30 protein-coding genes are annotated in these 17,116 nt (G+C 66.6%); 1 reads left to right on the top strand and 29 read right to left on the bottom strand.

The genetic code is table 11. From position 1 onward, the window contains the following. Positions 1-7: 7 nt before the first annotated feature. From rpsI to ABEA82_RS08305, 3 genes are all read right to left on the bottom strand, one after another. Positions 8-520, bottom strand: coding sequence for a 30S ribosomal protein S9 (rpsI, locus tag ABEA82_RS08295; RefSeq protein ID WP_345660733.1), 513 nt, complete (start codon positions 518-520; stop codon positions 8-10). A 42-nt stretch (positions 521-562) separates the two neighbouring features. Next, positions 563-1,006 carry a 50S ribosomal protein L13 gene (gene rplM, locus ABEA82_RS08300; RefSeq protein WP_003998796.1) on the bottom strand — a complete coding sequence of 148 codons (444 nt, stop codon included), beginning with the start codon at positions 1,004-1,006 and terminating at the stop codon, positions 563-565. Positions 1,007-1,222: 216 nt separating this feature from the next. After that, on the bottom strand, positions 1,223-1,564 hold the full coding sequence (locus ABEA82_RS08305) for a hypothetical protein (RefSeq protein ID WP_345660734.1): 342 nt from the start codon (positions 1,562-1,564) through the stop codon (positions 1,223-1,225). A 74-nt stretch (positions 1,565-1,638) separates the two neighbouring features. Here ABEA82_RS08305 and ABEA82_RS08310 point away from each other — a divergent pair, with 74 nt between their 5' ends. After that, positions 1,639-2,511: a hypothetical protein gene (locus tag ABEA82_RS08310; protein ID WP_345660735.1), complete on the top strand. Its 873-nt coding sequence runs from the start codon at positions 1,639-1,641 to the stop codon at positions 2,509-2,511. A gap of 16 nt (positions 2,512-2,527) precedes the next feature. On the opposite strand, the gene truA is transcribed toward ABEA82_RS08310, so the two are convergent. The 26 genes from truA to rpsS all read right to left on the bottom strand — a co-directional run bounded on the left by truA (position 2,528) and on the right by rpsS (position 17,114). After that, positions 2,528-3,382, bottom strand: coding sequence for a tRNA pseudouridine(38-40) synthase TruA (gene truA / locus ABEA82_RS08315; protein ID WP_345660736.1), 855 nt, complete (start codon positions 3,380-3,382; stop codon positions 2,528-2,530). A 139-nt stretch (positions 3,383-3,521) separates the two neighbouring features. Continuing rightward, the gene (gene rplQ / locus ABEA82_RS08320; protein ID WP_345660737.1) at positions 3,522-4,007 is read right to left on the bottom strand and encodes a 50S ribosomal protein L17; all 486 of its coding nucleotides are present in this window, start codon (positions 4,005-4,007) and stop codon (positions 3,522-3,524) included. Positions 4,008-4,198: 191 nt separating this feature from the next. After that, positions 4,199-5,221 (bottom strand): DNA-directed RNA polymerase subunit alpha, encoded by a 1,023-nt coding sequence (locus ABEA82_RS08325; RefSeq protein WP_003966937.1) that lies wholly within the window; start codon positions 5,219-5,221, stop codon positions 4,199-4,201. 203 nt (positions 5,222-5,424) lie between these two features. Beyond that, the gene (rpsK, locus tag ABEA82_RS08330) at positions 5,425-5,829 is read right to left on the bottom strand and encodes a 30S ribosomal protein S11 (protein ID WP_003956432.1); all 405 of its coding nucleotides are present in this window, start codon (positions 5,827-5,829) and stop codon (positions 5,425-5,427) included. A 64-nt stretch (positions 5,830-5,893) separates the two neighbouring features. After that, positions 5,894-6,274 carry a 30S ribosomal protein S13 gene (gene rpsM, locus ABEA82_RS08335; RefSeq protein WP_003992375.1) on the bottom strand — a complete coding sequence of 127 codons (381 nt, stop codon included), beginning with the start codon at positions 6,272-6,274 and terminating at the stop codon, positions 5,894-5,896. Between the two features lie 189 nt (positions 6,275-6,463). Continuing rightward, positions 6,464-6,577, bottom strand: a complete 114-nt coding sequence (rpmJ, locus tag ABEA82_RS08340) for a 50S ribosomal protein L36 (RefSeq protein ID WP_003974245.1) — start codon at positions 6,575-6,577, stop codon at positions 6,464-6,466. A gap of 59 nt (positions 6,578-6,636) precedes the next feature. Continuing rightward, positions 6,637-6,858, bottom strand: a complete 222-nt coding sequence (gene infA, locus ABEA82_RS08345; RefSeq protein WP_003948620.1) for a translation initiation factor IF-1 — start codon at positions 6,856-6,858, stop codon at positions 6,637-6,639. A gap of 211 nt (positions 6,859-7,069) precedes the next feature. Next, positions 7,070-7,906 carry a type I methionyl aminopeptidase gene (gene map, locus ABEA82_RS08350; RefSeq protein WP_345660738.1) on the bottom strand — a complete coding sequence of 279 codons (837 nt, stop codon included), beginning with the start codon at positions 7,904-7,906 and terminating at the stop codon, positions 7,070-7,072. Between the two features lie 134 nt (positions 7,907-8,040). After that, positions 8,041-8,703, bottom strand: a complete 663-nt coding sequence (locus ABEA82_RS08355) for an adenylate kinase (RefSeq protein ID WP_345660739.1) — start codon at positions 8,701-8,703, stop codon at positions 8,041-8,043. Then, positions 8,703-10,016, bottom strand: a complete 1,314-nt coding sequence (gene secY / locus ABEA82_RS08360; RefSeq protein ID WP_003992372.1) for a preprotein translocase subunit SecY — start codon at positions 10,014-10,016, stop codon at positions 8,703-8,705. Before secY ends, ABEA82_RS08355 begins: the two co-directional genes overlap by 1 nt. Positions 10,017-10,251: 235 nt before the next feature. Next, entirely contained in the window at positions 10,252-10,707 is a 456-nt protein-coding gene (gene rplO / locus ABEA82_RS08365) for a 50S ribosomal protein L15 (protein WP_003992371.1), read from the bottom strand. Between the two features lie 2 nt (positions 10,708-10,709). Further along, the gene (gene rpmD / locus ABEA82_RS08370; protein WP_003974250.1) at positions 10,710-10,892 is read right to left on the bottom strand and encodes a 50S ribosomal protein L30; all 183 of its coding nucleotides are present in this window, start codon (positions 10,890-10,892) and stop codon (positions 10,710-10,712) included. 2 nt (positions 10,893-10,894) lie between these two features. Beyond that, positions 10,895-11,500, bottom strand: a complete 606-nt coding sequence (gene rpsE, locus ABEA82_RS08375) for a 30S ribosomal protein S5 (RefSeq protein ID WP_009190144.1) — start codon at positions 11,498-11,500, stop codon at positions 10,895-10,897. 41 nt (positions 11,501-11,541) lie between these two features. Continuing rightward, positions 11,542-11,925 carry a 50S ribosomal protein L18 gene (gene rplR, locus ABEA82_RS08380; protein ID WP_003992369.1) on the bottom strand — a complete coding sequence of 128 codons (384 nt, stop codon included), beginning with the start codon at positions 11,923-11,925 and terminating at the stop codon, positions 11,542-11,544. Between the two features lie 3 nt (positions 11,926-11,928). Further along, the gene (rplF, locus tag ABEA82_RS08385) at positions 11,929-12,468 is read right to left on the bottom strand and encodes a 50S ribosomal protein L6 (RefSeq protein ID WP_003992368.1); all 540 of its coding nucleotides are present in this window, start codon (positions 12,466-12,468) and stop codon (positions 11,929-11,931) included. 24 nt (positions 12,469-12,492) lie between these two features. Then, positions 12,493-12,891, bottom strand: a complete 399-nt coding sequence (gene rpsH / locus ABEA82_RS08390) for a 30S ribosomal protein S8 (RefSeq protein ID WP_003992367.1) — start codon at positions 12,889-12,891, stop codon at positions 12,493-12,495. Positions 12,892-13,132: 241 nt separating this feature from the next. Then, a complete protein-coding gene (locus ABEA82_RS08395) occupies positions 13,133-13,318 on the bottom strand; it encodes a type Z 30S ribosomal protein S14 (RefSeq protein ID WP_003948630.1) in 186 nt (61 codons plus the stop codon). 5 nt (positions 13,319-13,323) lie between these two features. Further along, on the bottom strand, positions 13,324-13,881 hold the full coding sequence (rplE, locus tag ABEA82_RS08400; RefSeq protein ID WP_003992366.1) for a 50S ribosomal protein L5: 558 nt from the start codon (positions 13,879-13,881) through the stop codon (positions 13,324-13,326). Next, entirely contained in the window at positions 13,881-14,204 is a 324-nt protein-coding gene (gene rplX, locus ABEA82_RS08405; RefSeq protein WP_031477830.1) for a 50S ribosomal protein L24, read from the bottom strand. Before rplX ends, rplE begins: the two co-directional genes overlap by 1 nt. 2 nt (positions 14,205-14,206) lie before the next feature. Next, positions 14,207-14,575, bottom strand: a complete 369-nt coding sequence (gene rplN, locus ABEA82_RS08410; RefSeq protein WP_003998823.1) for a 50S ribosomal protein L14 — start codon at positions 14,573-14,575, stop codon at positions 14,207-14,209. Between the two features lie 107 nt (positions 14,576-14,682). Beyond that, positions 14,683-14,970 (bottom strand): 30S ribosomal protein S17, encoded by a 288-nt coding sequence (rpsQ, locus tag ABEA82_RS08415; RefSeq protein WP_003992363.1) that lies wholly within the window; start codon positions 14,968-14,970, stop codon positions 14,683-14,685. Then, entirely contained in the window at positions 14,970-15,194 is a 225-nt protein-coding gene (gene rpmC, locus ABEA82_RS08420; protein WP_003974259.1) for a 50S ribosomal protein L29, read from the bottom strand. Before rpmC ends, rpsQ begins: the two co-directional genes overlap by 1 nt. After that, on the bottom strand, positions 15,194-15,613 hold the full coding sequence (gene rplP, locus ABEA82_RS08425) for a 50S ribosomal protein L16 (RefSeq protein WP_003992362.1): 420 nt from the start codon (positions 15,611-15,613) through the stop codon (positions 15,194-15,196). Before rplP ends, rpmC begins: the two co-directional genes overlap by 1 nt. A gap of 5 nt (positions 15,614-15,618) precedes the next feature. Then, positions 15,619-16,443, bottom strand: coding sequence for a 30S ribosomal protein S3 (gene rpsC, locus ABEA82_RS08430; protein ID WP_030233882.1), 825 nt, complete (start codon positions 16,441-16,443; stop codon positions 15,619-15,621). Beyond that, entirely contained in the window at positions 16,443-16,790 is a 348-nt protein-coding gene (rplV, locus tag ABEA82_RS08435; protein WP_345660740.1) for a 50S ribosomal protein L22, read from the bottom strand. Before rplV ends, rpsC begins: the two co-directional genes overlap by 1 nt. A 42-nt stretch (positions 16,791-16,832) precedes the next feature. Continuing rightward, positions 16,833-17,114, bottom strand: coding sequence for a 30S ribosomal protein S19 (gene rpsS / locus ABEA82_RS08440; RefSeq protein WP_003992359.1), 282 nt, complete (start codon positions 17,112-17,114; stop codon positions 16,833-16,835). Positions 17,115-17,116: the final 2 nt, after the last annotated feature.

A 17,116-nucleotide genomic window follows, 5' to 3' on the forward strand; every position in this document is an offset into this window, starting at 1 on the left:
GACGCGATCAGCGCTTGCTGTACTGCGGGGCCTTGCGGGCCTTCTTCAGACCGGCCTTCTTGCGCTCGACCGCACGGTCGTCGCGCTTGAGGAAGCCGGCCTTCTTCAGCGGGCCGCGGTTGTTGTCGACGTCCGCCTCGTTCAGCGCACGGGCGACACCGAGACGGAGCGCACCGGCCTGACCGGAGACACCGCCACCGGCGATGCGGGCGACGACGTCGTAGCGGCCCTCGAGCTCGAGCACCTTGAAGGGCTCGTTGACTTCCTGCTGGTGCACCTTGTTCGGGAAGTAGTCCTCGAGGGTGCGACCGTTGATCTTCCACTTGCCGGTGCCCGGGACGATCCGGACACGGGCGATGGCGTTCTTGCGACGGCCCAGGCCGGCGGCCGGCTGGGGCTCGCCGAAGCGGGAGGCCATGGACTCGGAGGTGTACTCGCCCTCGACGGGGACGTCCGACTCCGTGGTGTAGCTGTCGATGTCAAGCTCTTCGAGCGGCTGCTCGGCAGTGGTCTCGGCCACGATTCTCCTCAGATTCTGTTCAGTCTTAGGGGGTGGCCGGACTTACTGCGCGACCTGGGTGATCTCGTACGGCTGCGGCTGCTGCGCGCCGTGCGGGTGCTGGTCACCCTTGTAGACCTTCAGCTTCGAGAGCATCTGACGGCCCAGGGAGTTCTTGGGGAGCATGCCCTTGACGGCCTTCTCGATGGCCTTCTCGGGGTTCTTGTCCAGCAGCTCGTCGTAACGGACGGAGCGCAGACCACCCGGGTAGCCGGAGTGGCGGTACGCCATCTTCTGGGTGCGCTTGTTGCCGGAGAGGTGCACCTTGTCCGCGTTGATGATGATGACGAAGTCACCAGCGTCGACGTGGGGGGCATAGATCGGCTTGTGCTTGCCCCGGAGAAGGGTCGCTGCGGTGGTGGCGAGACGACCCAGGACGACGTCCTGAGCGTCGATGACGTGCCACTGGCGCGTCACATCGCCGGGCTTGGGGCTGTACGTACGCACGGTTCGTAGCCTTCGCTTCGAGTGAATGGTCCATAACTGGTCACCGAAACGATCACGACAGCCTGGACCGCACTGCGGCGACGCATACCGCGTACGTGGGGTCGCTGGTCATCGGCCCGGTGGACCGGTGTAAGGGCCCGTCCCGTGAGAATGAGCAAGCCAATACACAACGAACAAGCAGAATACCGGGGCTCACCACAAGGGTCAAAACACGGGTCACCGCCGACGGCCGGCCACGGACACGCACAGGGCGGCGCAGAGCGTCATGGCCCTCCGCAGGGTCCGCCGCCGAACAGGCCGTACATACGGAAACACCGAGGAGAGCAGCACGTCGACGATCACCCCGGCGCACAAGCGCAGCACGGACCGGCCACCGCGCGGACGGCGGTGCGCCCGCAGCGCCCCGGCAGCGAGGGCGAAACCGACCGACGGCCATGACCACAGACACACCACCAGCCCCACGACCACCAGCGCCCGGGCCACCACGCACGCGACCGGCAGACACCGGCTCACGAGTCGCCCCAACCACCCGGAGATGTCGCCTTTGCCCGTCCGCATGGGAGGAACGCTAGGGGCTCCGGGGCCGATCCAGGCGGACCAGCACACCCCATGTCCCGTCTAAGATGCGCCCCATGAGCTTTGGGCAGGGGGGACCTGAGTCCCAGTGGGATCCCTGGAAACCGCAGTCGCAGCAGCCCTGGAACGGCGGGGGCGGTCAGTCCCCCGACTGGGCGGCGCTCGCCGAGGCGTCCGAGAGCCGCAACAAGCGACGGCGGCTGCTGCTGGTCGGCGGCGGCGCGCTCGCCACCGTCGCGATCGGCGCCGCGGTCGCGGTGGCCGTGGTCTCGGCCAACGGCGACAACCAGGCGAACAAACCGACCTCCCAGGTGCCCTCGGCCGACATCCCGAGCGAGTCCGCCTCGGCCCCCTCGTTCGCCCCGACCAGCGCCCCTCCCCCGCTGGACCCGAAGGACTTCATCGCCAGCGCGAAGAAGGACACGGCTCCGCTCAGCCCGGACACGCTCTTCCCCGGCACCCAGCTGACCATGGGCGAAACGGTGTACAAGAAGGGCCCGACCGCTGACACGAGGAACTGCGCCTCGGCGTCGGGAGGCACCCTCCCCAAGATCCTCACCGCGAACGACTGCACCCGTCTGATACGCGTCACCTACTCCAGGGACGGCATCGCGGTGACGGTCGGCGTGGCGGTCTTCGACACCCAGGCGCAGGCCGCCAAGGCCAAGAGCCAGACCACCAAGAAGAGCTTCGTGAAGTCGCTCTCCGGCGGCGGGGTGAAGGGCTTCTGCGAATCCGGATTCTGCCGCACGACCAGCAACTCCTACGGTCGCTACGCCTACTTCACCAACGCCGGCTTCACCAACGGCGAGGACGTGACGACGAAGGACACCGACGTGTTCGCCACCGGTGACAACCTTCAGCTGTTCACGTTCCGTCAGATCCACCGGCGCGGCGAGGCCCAGGCGTCGGCCGCCGCCGACGAGTAGGCCTCGGCGGCACCCGCTAGCAGCACCCCGCCGACGGCAGCGACCGCTTGTTCCGCGCCTCCTTGTTGCGCGCGGCGAGCAGCTCGTCGGCCGGGTAGCCGACCTCCTCCAGCGTCAGCCCGTGCGGCCGTACGACGTGCACGGCCGAGTCCCGTACGCCGGCCGCCAGCACCTTCCCGGGCCAGTCGGGCGGCCGGTGCCCGTCGCCCACGAACAGCAGCGCCCCGATCAGGGAGCGCACCATGTTGTGGCAGAAGGCGTCGGCCCGCACGGTCGCCGTGATGATCCCGTCCTCGTTCTTGACGAGGCTGAGCTCCTGCAGCGTACGGATCGTGGTCGCGCCCTCCCGCTTCTTGCAGTAGGCGGCGAAGTCGTGCTCACCGAGCAGCCGCCGGGCGGCCTCGTTCATGGCGTCGACGTCGAGCGGCCAGTCGTGCCACAGCACGTGGTTCCGCAGCAGCGGGTCGACGCCTCCGGGGTTGTCGGTGACCCGGTAGGCGTACCGCCGCCAGACGGCCGAGAACCGCGCGTTGAAGCCGCTGGGGGCCTCCCTGAGGGCCCAGACGCGGACGTCGCGGGGCAGCCGCCCGGCGAGCCGCTTGAGCAGCTTCTGGTGGTGCTCGGCCCAGACCTCCCGCGGCAGGTCGACATGCGCGACCTGCCCCCGCGCGTGCACACCGGCGTCGGTGCGTCCGGCCACGGTCAGCTCGTACGTCTCCTTCGACCGCGTCACGGTCCGCAGGGCGTCCTCGATCTCCCCCTGCACGGTCCGCCGTCCCCCGGCCTGCTTGGCCCACCCGGAGAACTCGCTCCCGTCGTACGACAGATCGAGCCGGACCCGGACGTGGCCAGGTGCTGCTTCATCACTCACGTACAGATCCTCTCAGAACACAAAAGCGGGCCCGTCCCTGAAAAGGAACGGACCCGCCAACGCCCTCGAGGGGCGCGGGGAACTGCGCGACAAGCCACCGCCAACCCGCAGCCGCAAGCGCACAGCCCCCGGCAGACGCTTACGCGTCCTTGGACTCCTCGGCGTCCTCGGCCTTGGTCGTGTCGACCTGAGCCTCAGCGGCCTCGGCGTCCTTGGCGGCACGCTTGGTCGCGGCCTCGGCCTCGCCGGTCGCCTCCTGCGCCACCGTCAGCGCCTCGACCAGCTCGATGACGGCCATGGGCGCGTTGTCGCCACGGCGGTTACCGATCTTGGTGATGCGGGTGTAGCCACCCGGACGGTTCTCGTAGCGCGGGCCGATCTCGGTGAAGAGCGTGTGGACGACGCTCTTGTCCGTGATGACCTGGAGCACCTGACGGCGGTTGTGAAGGTCGCCCTTCTTCGCCTTGGTGACCAGACGCTCGGCGTAGGGACGCAGGCGGCGGGCCTTCGCCTCGGTGGTGGTGATGCGGCCGTGCTCGAAGAGCGACTTCGCGAGGTTCGCGAGCATCAGCTTCTCGTGCGAGGCGCTGCCGCCCAGACGGGCACCCTTGGTGGGCTTCGGCATGGTGTTTCTCCTAGGTGTCTGCCCCGGCCGTATCAGGTACCGGGGTCAGTATCTGAGCAGACGGTTGTCTGTCAGAGATCCGGGCGTCCTTTCGGACGCCCGGAAGGATCCGCGCCCCGTAAGGAGCGCGGGAACTGCGCGATCAGCCACATCGATCCCGCAGCCAGGAACCGGCAGCCGGTCCCGAGCTCTTAGTACTGCTCGGTCTCGACGAACCCGGCGTCCGCGTCGTCGTCCGCGCCGAAGGCGTCCGCCGCGGCGGTCGGGTCGAACCCGGGAGGCGAGTCCTTGAGCGCCAGGCCCATACCCGCCAGCTTCGCCTTGACCTCGTCGATGGACTTCGCACCGAAGTTGCGAATGTCGAGGAGGTCGGCCTCGGAACGCGCGACGAGCTCACCCACGGAGTGGATGCCCTCACGCTTGAGGCAGTTGTACGACCGAACGGTGAGCTCGAGCTCCTCGATCGGCAGCGCCAGGTCGGCGGCGAGCGCGGCGTCCGTCGGGGACGGACCCATGTCGATGCCCTCGGCGTCGATGTTCAGCTCGCGGGCGAGACCGAACAGCTCGACCAGGGTCTTACCGGCGGAGGCCATGGCGTCACGCGGACGCATCGCCTGCTTGGTCTCGACGTCGACGATCAGCTTGTCGAAGTCGGTCCGCTGCTCGACACGCGTGGCCTCGACCTTGTACGTGACCTTGAGCACCGGCGAGTAGATCGAGTCGACCGGGATCCGGCCGATCTCCTGGCCGACCTGCTTGTTCTGCACGGCGGAGACGTAGCCACGGCCACGCTCGACCGTCAGCTCCATCTCCAGCTTGCCCTTGCCGTTGAGCGTGGCGAGGACGAGGTCGGGGTTGTGCACCTCGACACCGGCCGGCGGCGCGATGTCGGCGGCGGTGACCAGACCCGGGCCCTGCTTGCGCAGGTACATCACGACCGGCTCGTCGTGCTCCGAGGAGACGACCAGCTGCTTGATGTTGAGGATCAGGTCGGTGACGTCCTCCTTGACGCCCGGCACGGTGGTGAACTCGTGCAGGACACCGTCGATGCGGATGGACGTGACCGCCGCACCCGGGATCGAGGAGAGGAGGGTCCGGCGCAGGGAGTTGCCGAGGGTGTAACCGAAGCCCGGCTCCAGCGGCTCGATCACGAACCGGGAGCGGAACTCGTCGACGACCTCTTCGGTCAACGAGGGACGCTGAGCGATCAGCATGTGTGGATCAGATCCTTCAGTCGGGGGCGCCCGCTATTTGACGCCCGACTTGAACCGTCCCCGACAGAAAGGGACGGGTACTGCAAGGGTACGGGCGATACGACCTGAAGGAGTCGTACCGCCCGGCTGTCATACGTGGGGGGCGACCCCCACACCCCCGGCCGAAGAGACCGGAGGCACAGCGAGCCCCGAGAGCGCCTGCGTCAGACGCGGCGGCGCTTCGGCGGACGGCAGCCGTTGTGCGGGGTCGGGGTGACGTCCTGGATGGAGCCGACCTCGAGGCCCGTGGCCTGCAGGGAGCGGATCGCGGTCTCACGACCGGAGCCCGGGCCCTTGACGAACACGTCGACCTTGCGCATGCCGTGCTCCTGGGCGCGGCGGGCAGCCGACTCGGCGGCCATCTGCGCGGCGAACGGCGTGGACTTCCGGGAGCCCTTGAAGCCGACGTGGCCGGCGGAGGCCCAGGAGATCACGTTGCCGGACGGGTCCGTGATCGAGACGATCGTGTTGTTGAACGTGCTCTTGATGTGCGCGTGGCCGTGAGCGACGTTCTTCTTTTCCTTGCGGCGCACCTTCTTGGCAGCGCCCTGACGACCCTTGGGGGGCATCTATAACTCCTACGGGAGGTGGTCGGTCCTGCAGCGAAGACCGCTGACGAGCGTCCGCTGAGGACTACTTCTTGCCCGGCTTCTTCTTACCGGCGATGGCGCGACGCGGGCCCTTGCGGGTGCGGGCGTTGGTGCTGGTGCGCTGACCGCGGACGGGCAGACCGCGGCGGTGACGCAGACCCTGGTACGTACCGATCTCGACCTTGCGGCGGATGTCGGCCTGGATCTCGCGACGGAGGTCACCCTCGGTCTTGATGTTGTTGTCGACGAACTCGCGGATCGCGACCAGCTGCTCCTCGGAGAGGTCACGAACACGGGTGTTCGGGTCCACGCCGGTGGCGGCCAGCGTCTGCTGGGACAGAGTCCGGCCGATGCCGAACACGTAGGTGAGGGCGATCTCCACGCGCTTGTCGCGCGGGATGTCAACACCGGAAACGCGTGCCATTCAATGGCTCCAGTTACTTGTCGGAGGTCTTCCGCAGAACCGACCCCCAGCCGCCGTACGAGGTACGAACTGGGTCCCCGGCCTCCGAACCGGGGGTGTCAAGCCGTGCCGGCTTGGGTCCTGCGTATGAACATATTCAGCTCGCGTCGCGCGAATCTCTGCGAGAGGTGCAGAGGGATCGGTCGTGCGTCAGCCCTGGCGCTGCTTGTGGCGCGGGTTGTCGCAGATGACCATGACCCGACCGTGACGGCGGATCACCCTGCACTTGTCGCAGATCTTCTTGACGCTCGGCTTGACCTTCATTAGGTGAGGTTCTCCGGGTCAGTGCCACCACCCCGCCGGAAGCGGGATGCGGGCAAGATCTACTTGTAGCGGTAGACGATCCGGCCACGCGTGAGGTCGTACGGAGACAGCTCCACCACGACCCGGTCGTCAGGGAGGATGCGGATGTAGTGCATACGCATCTTGCCGCTGATGTGTGCCAGGACCTGGTGGCCGTTCTGGAGCTCGACCTTGAACATGGCGTTCGGCAGAGACTCGACGACAGTGCCCTCGATCTCGATGGCACCTTGCTTCTTGGCCACGCTTCGCCCTTCGAATCGACTACCTTGATCGACCCTCAGTGAGCGCATGGAGACATGCGGGTACACAAGAGCCGACGAGTCAGTCTACGTCAGGCCCCTCAGAAACACGAATCGAGGAAGCCTGCCCCGCCGGATACAGCTTTAAGCGCCCCGAAAGGGGCGCGGGGAACTGCGCGAACAACCCCCACCGGCTCGCAGCCGCGGACGGCGCTCAGCCCAGCGGATCCGGCGCGGCCACGATCCCCAGCTCGGCCAGCTTCGCCTTCCCCCCGTCGGGAGCCGTCAGCACGAGCGGCCCCTCCTCCGTCAAGGCGACGGAGTGCTCCCAGTGGGACGACCACGTACCGTCCGTCGTGATGACGGTCCAGTCGTCCTGGAGGACCTCCGTCTTCGGCGTCCCCAGGGACACCATCGGCTCGATCGCGAGGCAGAAGCCCGGCACCAGCTTCGGGCCCTTGCCGCGCCGCCGGTCGACGTAGTTCAGCAGGTGCGGGTCCATGTGCATCTCGGTGCCGATGCCGTGGCCGCCGTAGTCCTCGATGATCCCGTACTTGCCGCCGCCGGGCTTGGGCTGGCGGCGGATGTAGGTCTCGATGGCCCGGGAGACGTCGACCAGCCGGTTGCCCTGCTTCATGGCCGCGATGCCGGCCCACATCGATTCCTCGGTCACCCGGGAGAGCTCGACCAGCTCCGGGGCGTGACCGGAGCCCACGAAGGCCGTGAAGGCGGCGTCGCCGTGCCAGCCGTCGATGATCGCGCCGCAGTCGATGGAGATGATGTCCCCGTCCTTGAGGACCACCTCGTCGGAGGGGATGCCGTGGACGACGACCTCGTTCACGGACGTGCAGATCGTCGCGGGGAAGCCGCCGTACCCGAGGAAGTTCGGCTTGGCGTCGTGCTCCGCGAGCACCTTGCGGGCGACCTGGTCCAGATCCTTCGTCGTGGCCCCGGGGACGGCGGCCTCACGGGTCGCCGCGTGAATGGCGGCGACGACCAGCCCCGCCTCACGCATCTTGGCGATCTGCTCGGGGGTCTTGATCTGCACCATGGGGGCTACGGCCTTTCTGGACCTTCAGCGAACACGAACGCCTTCAACGATACGGGGCCTGCGCGACCGGCCCCGCCCACACAGCAGCCGCGGCCCCCGAGCGGGGAACCGCGGCCGTAGCTGAGCACGAACGACTACTTGTCGTCCTCGCCACGCTTGAGCGCCTCCATGGCGCGCGCCGTGACGTCCTCCACCTTGCCGAGCGCCGAGATCGTGACCACCAGGCCCTGCGCCTTGTAGTAGTCGATGATCGGCTCGGTCTGGGTGTGGTAGACCTCCAGCCGCGTCCGGACCGTCTCCTCGGAGTCGTCGTCCCGCTGGTACAGCTCACCGCCGCAGACGTCGCAGACGCCTTCCTTGGCGGGCTGCTTGTACGTCACGTGGAAGACGTGCGAGGAGTCGTTGCGGCAGATGCGCCGGCCGGCGATCCGCTTGACGACCTCTTCCTCCGGGACCTCCAGGTCCAGCACCGCGTCGAGCTGCATGTTCTCGGTCTCGAGCAGCTCGTCGAGCGCCTCGGCCTGGGAGACGTTGCGGGGGAAGCCGTCCAGCAGGAAACCGTTCTCGGCGTCCGGCTGCTCCATGCGGTCCTTCGCCATCGCGATGGTGACCTCGTCGGGCACGAGATTGCCCGCGTCCATGTAGGACTTCGCCAGTTTGCCGAGTTCCGTCTGCTGGCTGATGTTGGCCCTGAACAGGTCGCCCGTGGAGATGTGCGGGATCGACAGGTTCTTGGCCAGGAACGCGGCCTGCGTTCCCTTACCGGCACCCGGCGGCCCGACGAGGACGATACGCATCAGCGGAGGAACCCTTCGTAATTGCGCTGCTGGAGCTGGCTCTCGATCTGCTTCACGGTCTCGAGACCCACACCCACGATGATCAGGATGCTGGTCCCACCGAACGGGAAGTTCTGGTTTGCCCCGAAACCAACCAACGCCATCGTCGGTACGAGAGCGATCAGGCCCAGGTACAGCGAACCCGGCCAGGTGATCCGGTTGAGTACGTAGCTCAGGTACTCAGCGGTCGGTCGGCCAGCCCGGATGCCCGGGATGAAGCCACCATACTTCTTCATGTTGTCGGCGACTTCCTCGGGGTTGAAGGAGATCGCCACATAGAAGAACGCGAAGAAAACGATCAGCAGGAAGTACGAAGCGATGTAATACGGGTGGTCGCCCTTGACGAAGTGTTGCTCGATCCAGGTCTTCCAGCCCGAGTTGCCCCCGGCGAACTGCGCCACCAGGGCCGGGATGTAGAGCAGCGACGAGGCGAAGATGACGGGGATCACACCCGCCTGGTTCACCTTCAGCGGGATGTACGTGGACGTACCGCCGTAGGAGCGGCGGCCGATCATCCGCTTGGCGTACTGCACCGGGATGCGGCGCTGGGCCTGCTCGACGAAGACGACCAGGCCGACCATGACGAGGCCGACCAGGATGACGGTGCCGAACTCGATCCAGCCGCCGGCCAGCGAGCCCTGCTCCTTGATCGCCCACAGGGCGGACGGGAAGGTGGCGGCGATCGAGATGAACATCAGGATCGACATGCCGTTGCCGATGCCGCGGTCGGTGATGAGCTCGCCGAGCCACATCACGGCCGCCGTACCGGCGGTCATCGTGATGACCATGGTGATGGTGACGAAGATCGACTGGTCAGGAACGATCTGGCTGGCCACCGGGCAGCCCTGGAACAGAGCGCCGCTGCGGGCGGTGGCGACGAGGCCGGTGCCCTGGAGGATGGCGAGGGCGATCGTCAGGTAACGGGTGTACTGCGTGATCTTCGCCGTACCGGCCTGGCCCTCCTTCTTCAGGGCTTCCAGGCGCGGGATCACCACGGTCAGCAGCTGCAGAATGATGCTCGCCGTGATGTACGGCATGATGCCCAGCGCGAAGATCGTGATCTGCAGCAGCGCGCCGCCGCTGAACATGTTGACCAGACCGAACAGGCCCGTGTTGGCCTGGGCCGCGTCGATACAGGTCTGGACGTTCCGGTAGTCGACACCGGGGATCGGGATGTGCGTACCGACCCGGTAGACCACGATGATGCCGAGCGTGAAGAGCAGCTTCTTGCGCAGGTCGGGCGTCTTGAACGCCCGGGCGAACGCGGTGAGCACGGTGCCTCCTGCGACCCCCGCGCAACTGCGTCAAGGGTGACGGTCTTGAGGTTCGACGAATAGGTAACGGTCAACTGCCGCTCAGAGTGCCCGATGTGCAGCACCCTGTGAAAAGAGGGCAGTCCAAGCCACCTTACCGGCGAGACTGCCGCCCTAGGAACGACCAACCGGGGATACCCCAAATGTGGGGTATCCCCGGTCGGGATCGCTCAGGTCATCGAGACGCCTGTGGTGTTCAGACGAGCTCGGTGACGGAACCGCCGGCGGCGGTGATCTTCTCCTTGGCGGAGCCGGAGACGGCGTCGACCGTCACCTGCAGCGCCACGGAGACCTCGCCCTGGCCGAGGACCTTGACGAGCGCGTTCTTGCGAACGGCACCCTTGGCCACCAGACCCTCGACGGTGACCTCGCCACCCTCGGGGTAGAGCGCGGCCAGCTTGTCGAGGTTCACGACCTGGTACTCGGTCTTGAACGGGTTCTTGAAGCCCTTCAGCTTCGGGAGGCGCATGTGGAGGGGCATCTGGCCACCCTCGAAGCGCTCCGGAACCTGGTAGCGGGCCTTGGTGCCCTTCGTACCACGACCGGCCGTCTTACCCTTCGACGCCTCACCACGACCGACACGGGTCTTGGCGGTCTTGGCGCCCGGGGCGGGACGGAGGTTGTGGATCTTGAGCGGGTTCTGCTCCGCCATGATCAGTCGACCTCCTCGACCGTCACGAGGTGGCGGACGGTGTGCACCATGCCGCGGAACTCGGGGCGGTCCTCCTTGACGACCTGCGTGTTGATGCCCTTGAGACCAAGGGAACGCAGGGTGTCACGGTGGTTCTGCTTGCTGCCGATGTAGGACTTGACCTGCGTAATCTTGAGCTGCGCCATGATTACGCACCCGCCCCGGCACGCGCACGGAGAAGAGCCGCGGGGGCGACGTCCTCGAGGGGCAGACCACGGCGGGCCGCGATCTCCTCGGGACGCTGCAGGCCCTTCAGGGCCTCCACGGTCGCGTGCACGATGTTGATCGCGTTGTCGGAGCCGAGCGACTTCGACAGCACGTCGTGGATACCGGCGCACTCGAGCACGGCACGCACCGGACCACCGGCGATAACACCGGTACCGGGCGACGCGGGCTTCAGGAGCACGACGCCGGCAGCCTTCTCACCCTGGATGGGGTGCGGGATGGTGCCCTGGATGCGGGGGACCTTGAAGAAGTGCTTCTTGGCCTCCTCAACGCCCTTGGCGATGGCGGCCGGCACCTCCTTGGCCTTGCCGTATCCGACACCCACGGTGCCGTCACCGTCGCCCACCACGACCAGCGCGGTGAAGCTGAAGCGACGACCACCCTTCACAACCTTGGCGACGCGGTTGATCGCGACGACGCGCTCAACGTACGCGGTCTTCTCGGCGGCAGCAGCGCCGCCGTCACGGCCCTTCCGGTCCCGCCGCTCGCCGCCACCGGCACCGCCACCGCGGCGCTGGGGTCCAGCCATTGGAATTACCTCTCTCTGTTTCCGCTAGCTACGGAACCGACTCAGAACTTGAGTCCGGCCTCGCGGGCGGCGTCCGCCAGGGCGGCGATGCGCCCCGCGTACTGGTTACCACCACGGTCGAACACGACGGCCTCGACACCGGCGGCCTTGGCGCGCTCGGCGACCAGGGCGCCGACCTGCTTGGCCTGCGCGGACTTGTCGCCCTCGCCACCGCGGATCGAGCTGTCCAGGGTGGACGCCGACGCAAGGGTGTGACCCTTGATGTCGTCGATCACCTGGGCCACGATGTGGCGGTTCGAGCGGGTGACGACCAGGCGCGGACGCTCCGCCGTTCCGTTGATGTGCTTACGGATCCGGATGTGGCGGCGCTTGATCGCGGCGCGCTTGTAGGCATCGCCCTTAAGGATCTTCTGCCCGTATGCCATGGCTTACTTACCCGCCTTTCCGACCTTGCGGCGGATGACTTCGCCCTCGTACTTGACGCCCTTGGCCTTGTACGGGTCGGGCTTGCGCAGCTTGCGGATGTTGGCCGCAACCTCGCCGACCTTCTGCTTGTCGATGCCCTCGACCGAGAAGCGGGTCGGGGACTCCACCTTGAAGGTGATGCCCTCGGGGGCCTCGACCAGGATCGGGTGGCTGTAGCCGAGGGAGAACTCCAGGTTGGAGCCCTTCGCCACGACGCGGTAACCGACACCGCTGATTTCGAGCTTCTTGACGTATCCCTGGGTCACACCGGTGATCATGTTCGCCACCAGCGTGCGGGACAGGCCGTGCAGGGCCTTGCTCTGCCGCTCGTCGTTGGGCCGGAGCACCTGAAGGGTGCCGTCCTCGGCCTTGGCGATGTCGATCGGCGCGATGACGGTGTGGGTCAGTTCGCCCTTGGGGCCCTTGACCGCGACCGTACGGCCGTCGATGGTGACGTCCACGCCGGCGGGAACCGGGATGGGGAGCTTGCCGATACGCGACATTGCTGTCTCTCCTCCGTTCCCGAACTACCAGACGTAGGCGAGGACTTCCCCACCCACGCCCTTCTTCTGCGCCTGCTTGTCGGTCAGGAGACCGTGGGACGTGGAGATGATGGCCACGCCCAGGCCGCCGAGAACCTTCGGCAGGTTGGTGGACTTCGCGTACACCCGGAGACCGGGCTTGGAGATCCGCTTGATGCCCGCGATGGAGCGCTCACGGTTGGGGCCGAACTTCAGCTCCAGGACGAGGTTCTTGCCGACCTCGGCGTCCTCGACCTTCCAGCCCGTGATGAAGCCCTCCTGCTGGAGGATCTCCGCGATGTGCGACTTGATCTTCGAGTGCGGCATCGCCACGGAGTCGTGGTACGCCGAGTTCGCGTTCCGCAGACGCGTCAGCATGTCTGCGATCGGATCAGTCATGGTCATGAATTGGCCTTCGGCCTCTCTCGCCGGGGTTTCCTGGTGCGCCATCCCTCTCCCCGATCCGAGACGGGACGGGTGCGGCGCGGTGGACCTACGGCGTAGTAAGCATTCAATTAGCGGACAGCTGTCCGCGAGCGTAAGGGCGGCGGCAGACGCCCAACCCCACAAGCCTAAGCCATGTGAGCTGGGCGCCCTGCCACCCCTACTTGCTTACCGAGAGCCCTGCGAATCCCGAATAGGGGGATTACCAGGAGCTCTTGGTCACGCCCGGCAGCTCGCCACGGTGAGCCATCTCACGAAGGCACACGCGGCACAGGCCGAACTTGCGGTACACGGAGTGCGGGCGGCCGCAGCGCTGGCAGCGCGTGTAGCCACGCACACCGAACTTGGGCTTGCGAGCAGCCTTGGCAATCAGAGCCTTCTTCGCCATCTCGCTCACGCCTCCTTGAACGGGAAGCCGAGGTGACGAAGGAGCGCGCGGCCCTCAGCGTCGTTGGTCGCCGTGGTCACCACGGTGATGTCCATACCCCGGGTACGGTCGATCTTGTCCTGGTCGATCTCGTGGAACATGACCTGCTCCGTGAGACCGAAGGTGTAGTTGCCACGGCCGTCGAACTGCTTGGGGGACAGGCCGCGGAAGTCGCGGATGCGCGGCAGCGCGAGCGACAGGGTGCGGTCCAGGAACTCCCACATGCGGTCGCCACGGAGCGTGACGTGGGCACCGATCGGCTGGCCCTCACGCAGCTTGAACTGCGCGATGGACTTGCGGGCCTTGGTGACGGCCGGCTTCTGACCGGTGATCGTGGTGAGGTCCTTGATGGCACCCTCGATCAGCTTGGAGTCGCGGGCGGCGTCGCCCACACCCATGTTGACCACGATCTTGACGAGACCGGGGATCTGCATGACGTTCTCGTACTTGAACTCGTCACGCAGCTTGCCCGTGATCTCCTCACGGTACTTCTGCTTCAGGCGCGGGCTGGTGGTGGTCGTCATCAGATGTCCTCACCCGTCCGCTTGGCAACGCGGATCTTGTTGCCTTCGTCGTCGAAGCGGTATCCGACGCGGGTCACGACCTTGTTGCCGTCCTTCTCCACGACCAGCTGGACGTTGGAGACGTGGATCGGCGCCTCGGTGGTGACGATGCCGCCGGCCTGCGAACCGCGAGCCGTCGGACCTGCCTTGGTGTGCTTCTTGACCCGGTTGACACCCTCGACCAGGACACGCTCCTCGCGCGGGTAAGCGGCAATGACCTTGCCCTGCTTGCCCTTGTCCTTGCCGGTGATGACCTGGACCAGGTCGCCCTTCTTGATCTTCATGCTCACAGCACCTCCGGCGCGAGGGAGATGATCTTCATGAACTTCTTCTCGCGCAGCTCACGGCCGACCGGGCCGAAGATACGGGTGCCACGAGGGTCGCCGTCGTTCTTCAGAATGACAGCGGCGTTCTCGTCGAAGCGGATGTACGAGCCGTCCGGACGGCGGCGCTCCTTGACGGTGCGAACGATGACCGCCTTGACGACGTCACCCTTCTTCACGTTGCCACCGGGGATCGCGTCCTTGACGGTGGCGACGATGACGTCACCGATACCCGCGTAGCGACGACCGGAGCCGCCGAGCACACGGATGCAGAGGATCTCCTTCGCACCCGTGTTGTCGGCGACACGCAGTCGCGACTCCTGCTGGATCACGTCTATCTCCTGGTTGTCTGCCGGTTCCCGGGGCGGAGTCACACTTACACACGTGACCCCGCCCCGAGCCTGGCGGAACTATTCCTAGGGGGTCCCCCTAGGAGGGATTACTTGGCCTTCTCGAGGATCTCGACGACGCGCCAGCGCTTCGTCGCGGACAGCGGCCGGGTCTCCATGAGGAGGACACGGTCGCCGACACCCGCGGCGTTCTGCTCGTCGTGCGCCTTGAGCTTGTTGGTACGGCGGATGACCTTGCCGTACAGCGCGTGCTTGACGCGGTCCTCGACGGCGACGACGACGGTCTTGTCCATCTTGTCGCTGACGACGAGACCCTCACGGGTCTTGCGGAAGCCGCGGGCCTCTGCAGTCTGCTCAGTCACGTTGCTCTCACTCATCAGGCGCTCTCCACCGTCTCGATGCCCAGCTCGCGCTCACGCATCAGGGTGTAGATCCGCGCGATGTCCTTACGGACGGCTTTGAGCCGGCCGTGGTTCTCGAGCTGGCCAGTCGCCGCCTGGAAGCGGAGGTTGAACAGCTCTTCCTTGGCCTCGCGGAGCTTCGCGAGAAGCTCCTCGTTGCCCAGCTCGCGCAGCTCGGACGCCTTGGTACCGGCCGACATCACGCTTCACCTGCCTCGCGCTTGACGATCTTGCACTTCATCGGCAGCTTGTGAGCCGCACGGGTCAGGGCCTCGCGCGCGATCTTCTCGTTGGGGTACGACAGCTCGAACATCACGCGTCCGGGCTTGACGTTGGCGATCCACCACTCCGGAGAACCCTTACCGGAACCCATGCGGGTCTCGGCGGGCTTCTTCGTGAGGGGACGGTCCGGGTAGATGTTGATCCAGACCTTGCCGCCACGCTTGATGTGACGCGTCATGGCGATACGAGCTGCCTCGATCTGCCGGTTCGTCACGTAAGCCGGGGTCAGGGCCTGAATGCCGTACTCGCCGAACGCAACCTGCGTGCCACCCTTGGACATGCCGTTGCGCTTGGGGTGGTGCTGCTTGCGGTGCTTGACCCTACGGGGGATCAGCATGTCGGTCAGGCCTCCGTTCCGGTGCTCTCAGCCGGAGCGGCGGACGCGGGAGCCTCGGCCTTGGGGGCCTCGGAACCAGCGGCCTGCTGCGGCTTGCGACCGCGCCGCTCGCCACCGCGGCCACCACGGGCCGGGCGGTCTGCACCGCCGCGGGCCGGGCGGTTACCCGCACGGGCAGCGGCGTTCTCGGCGCGGACCTCGGCGATGTTCTTGACGTCGCCCTTGTAGATCCAGACCTTCACGCCGATGCGGCCGAAGGTCGTCTTGGCCTCGAAGAAGCCGTAGTCCACGTTCGCGCGGAGCGTGTGCAGGGGCACGCGGCCCTCGCGGTAGAACTCCGAGCGGGACATCTCGGCGCCACCGAGGCGGCCACCGCACTGGATCTTGATGCCCTTGGCGCCGGCCTTCATCGCCGACTGCATGCTCTTGCGCATGGCACGGCGGAAGGAGACGCGGGAGGAGAGCTGCTCGGCGACGGCCTGCGCGACCAGCTGAGCGTCGGTCTCGGGGTTCTTGACCTCGAGGATGTTCAGCTGGACCTGCTTGCCCGTGAGCTTCTCGAGGTCACCGCGGATGCGGTCGGCCTCGGCGCCACGGCGGCCGATGACGATGCCCGGACGAGCGGTGTGGATGTCCACACGCACGCGGTCACGGGTGCGCTCGATCTCGACCTTGGAGATGCCGGCGCGCTCCATGCCGGACGTCATCATCCGACGGATGGCGACGTCTTCCTTGACGTAGTCCTTGTACAGCTTGTCGGCGTACCAACGCGACTTGAAGTCGGTCGTGACACCGAGCCGGAACCCGTGCGGGTTTACCTTCTGGCCCATTACCGGGTTCCTTCCTTGCTGCTGACGACCACGGTGATGTGGCTGGTCCGCTTGCGGATCCGGTAGGCACGGCCCTGGGCACGCGGACGGAACCGCTTCAGGGTCGGGCCCTCGTCGACGTAGGCCTCGGAGATGTAGAGGCTGTCGACATCGGTGTGGTCGTAGTTGTGCGCGGCGTTGGCGATGGCGCTGTCCAGCACCTTGCCGACCGGCACGCTCGCGGCCTGCGGGGCGAAACGCAGGACCGCCTGAGCCTCCGTGGCGTTGAGGCCACGGATGAGGTCCACCACTCGGCGGGCCTTCATGGGCGTGACGCGGATGTACCGCGCCTGGGCCCTGGCGTCCATGGTTGTCCTTCCAGTGTCTGTCATGGTCATTCCACCCCGCTGCTAGCGGCGCTTCGACTTCCGGTCGTCCTTGACGTGACCCCGGAAGGTGCGCGTCGGCGAGAACTCGCCGAGCTTGTGGCCGACCATCGACTCGGTGACAAACACCGGAATGTGGGTCTTGCCGTTGTGCACCGCGAGCGTGTGGCCGAGCATGGCCGGCACGATCATGGAGCGACGGGACCAGGTCTTGATGACGTTCTTGGTGCCGGCTTCGTTCTGGGCGTCCACCTTCTTGATCAGGTGGTCGTCGACGAAGGGCCCCTTCTTCAAGCTACGAGGCATCT

This window comes from Streptomyces venetus, from assembly GCF_039540295.1.
GTDB lineage: Bacteria > Actinomycetota > Actinomycetes > Streptomycetales > Streptomycetaceae > Streptomyces > Streptomyces venetus.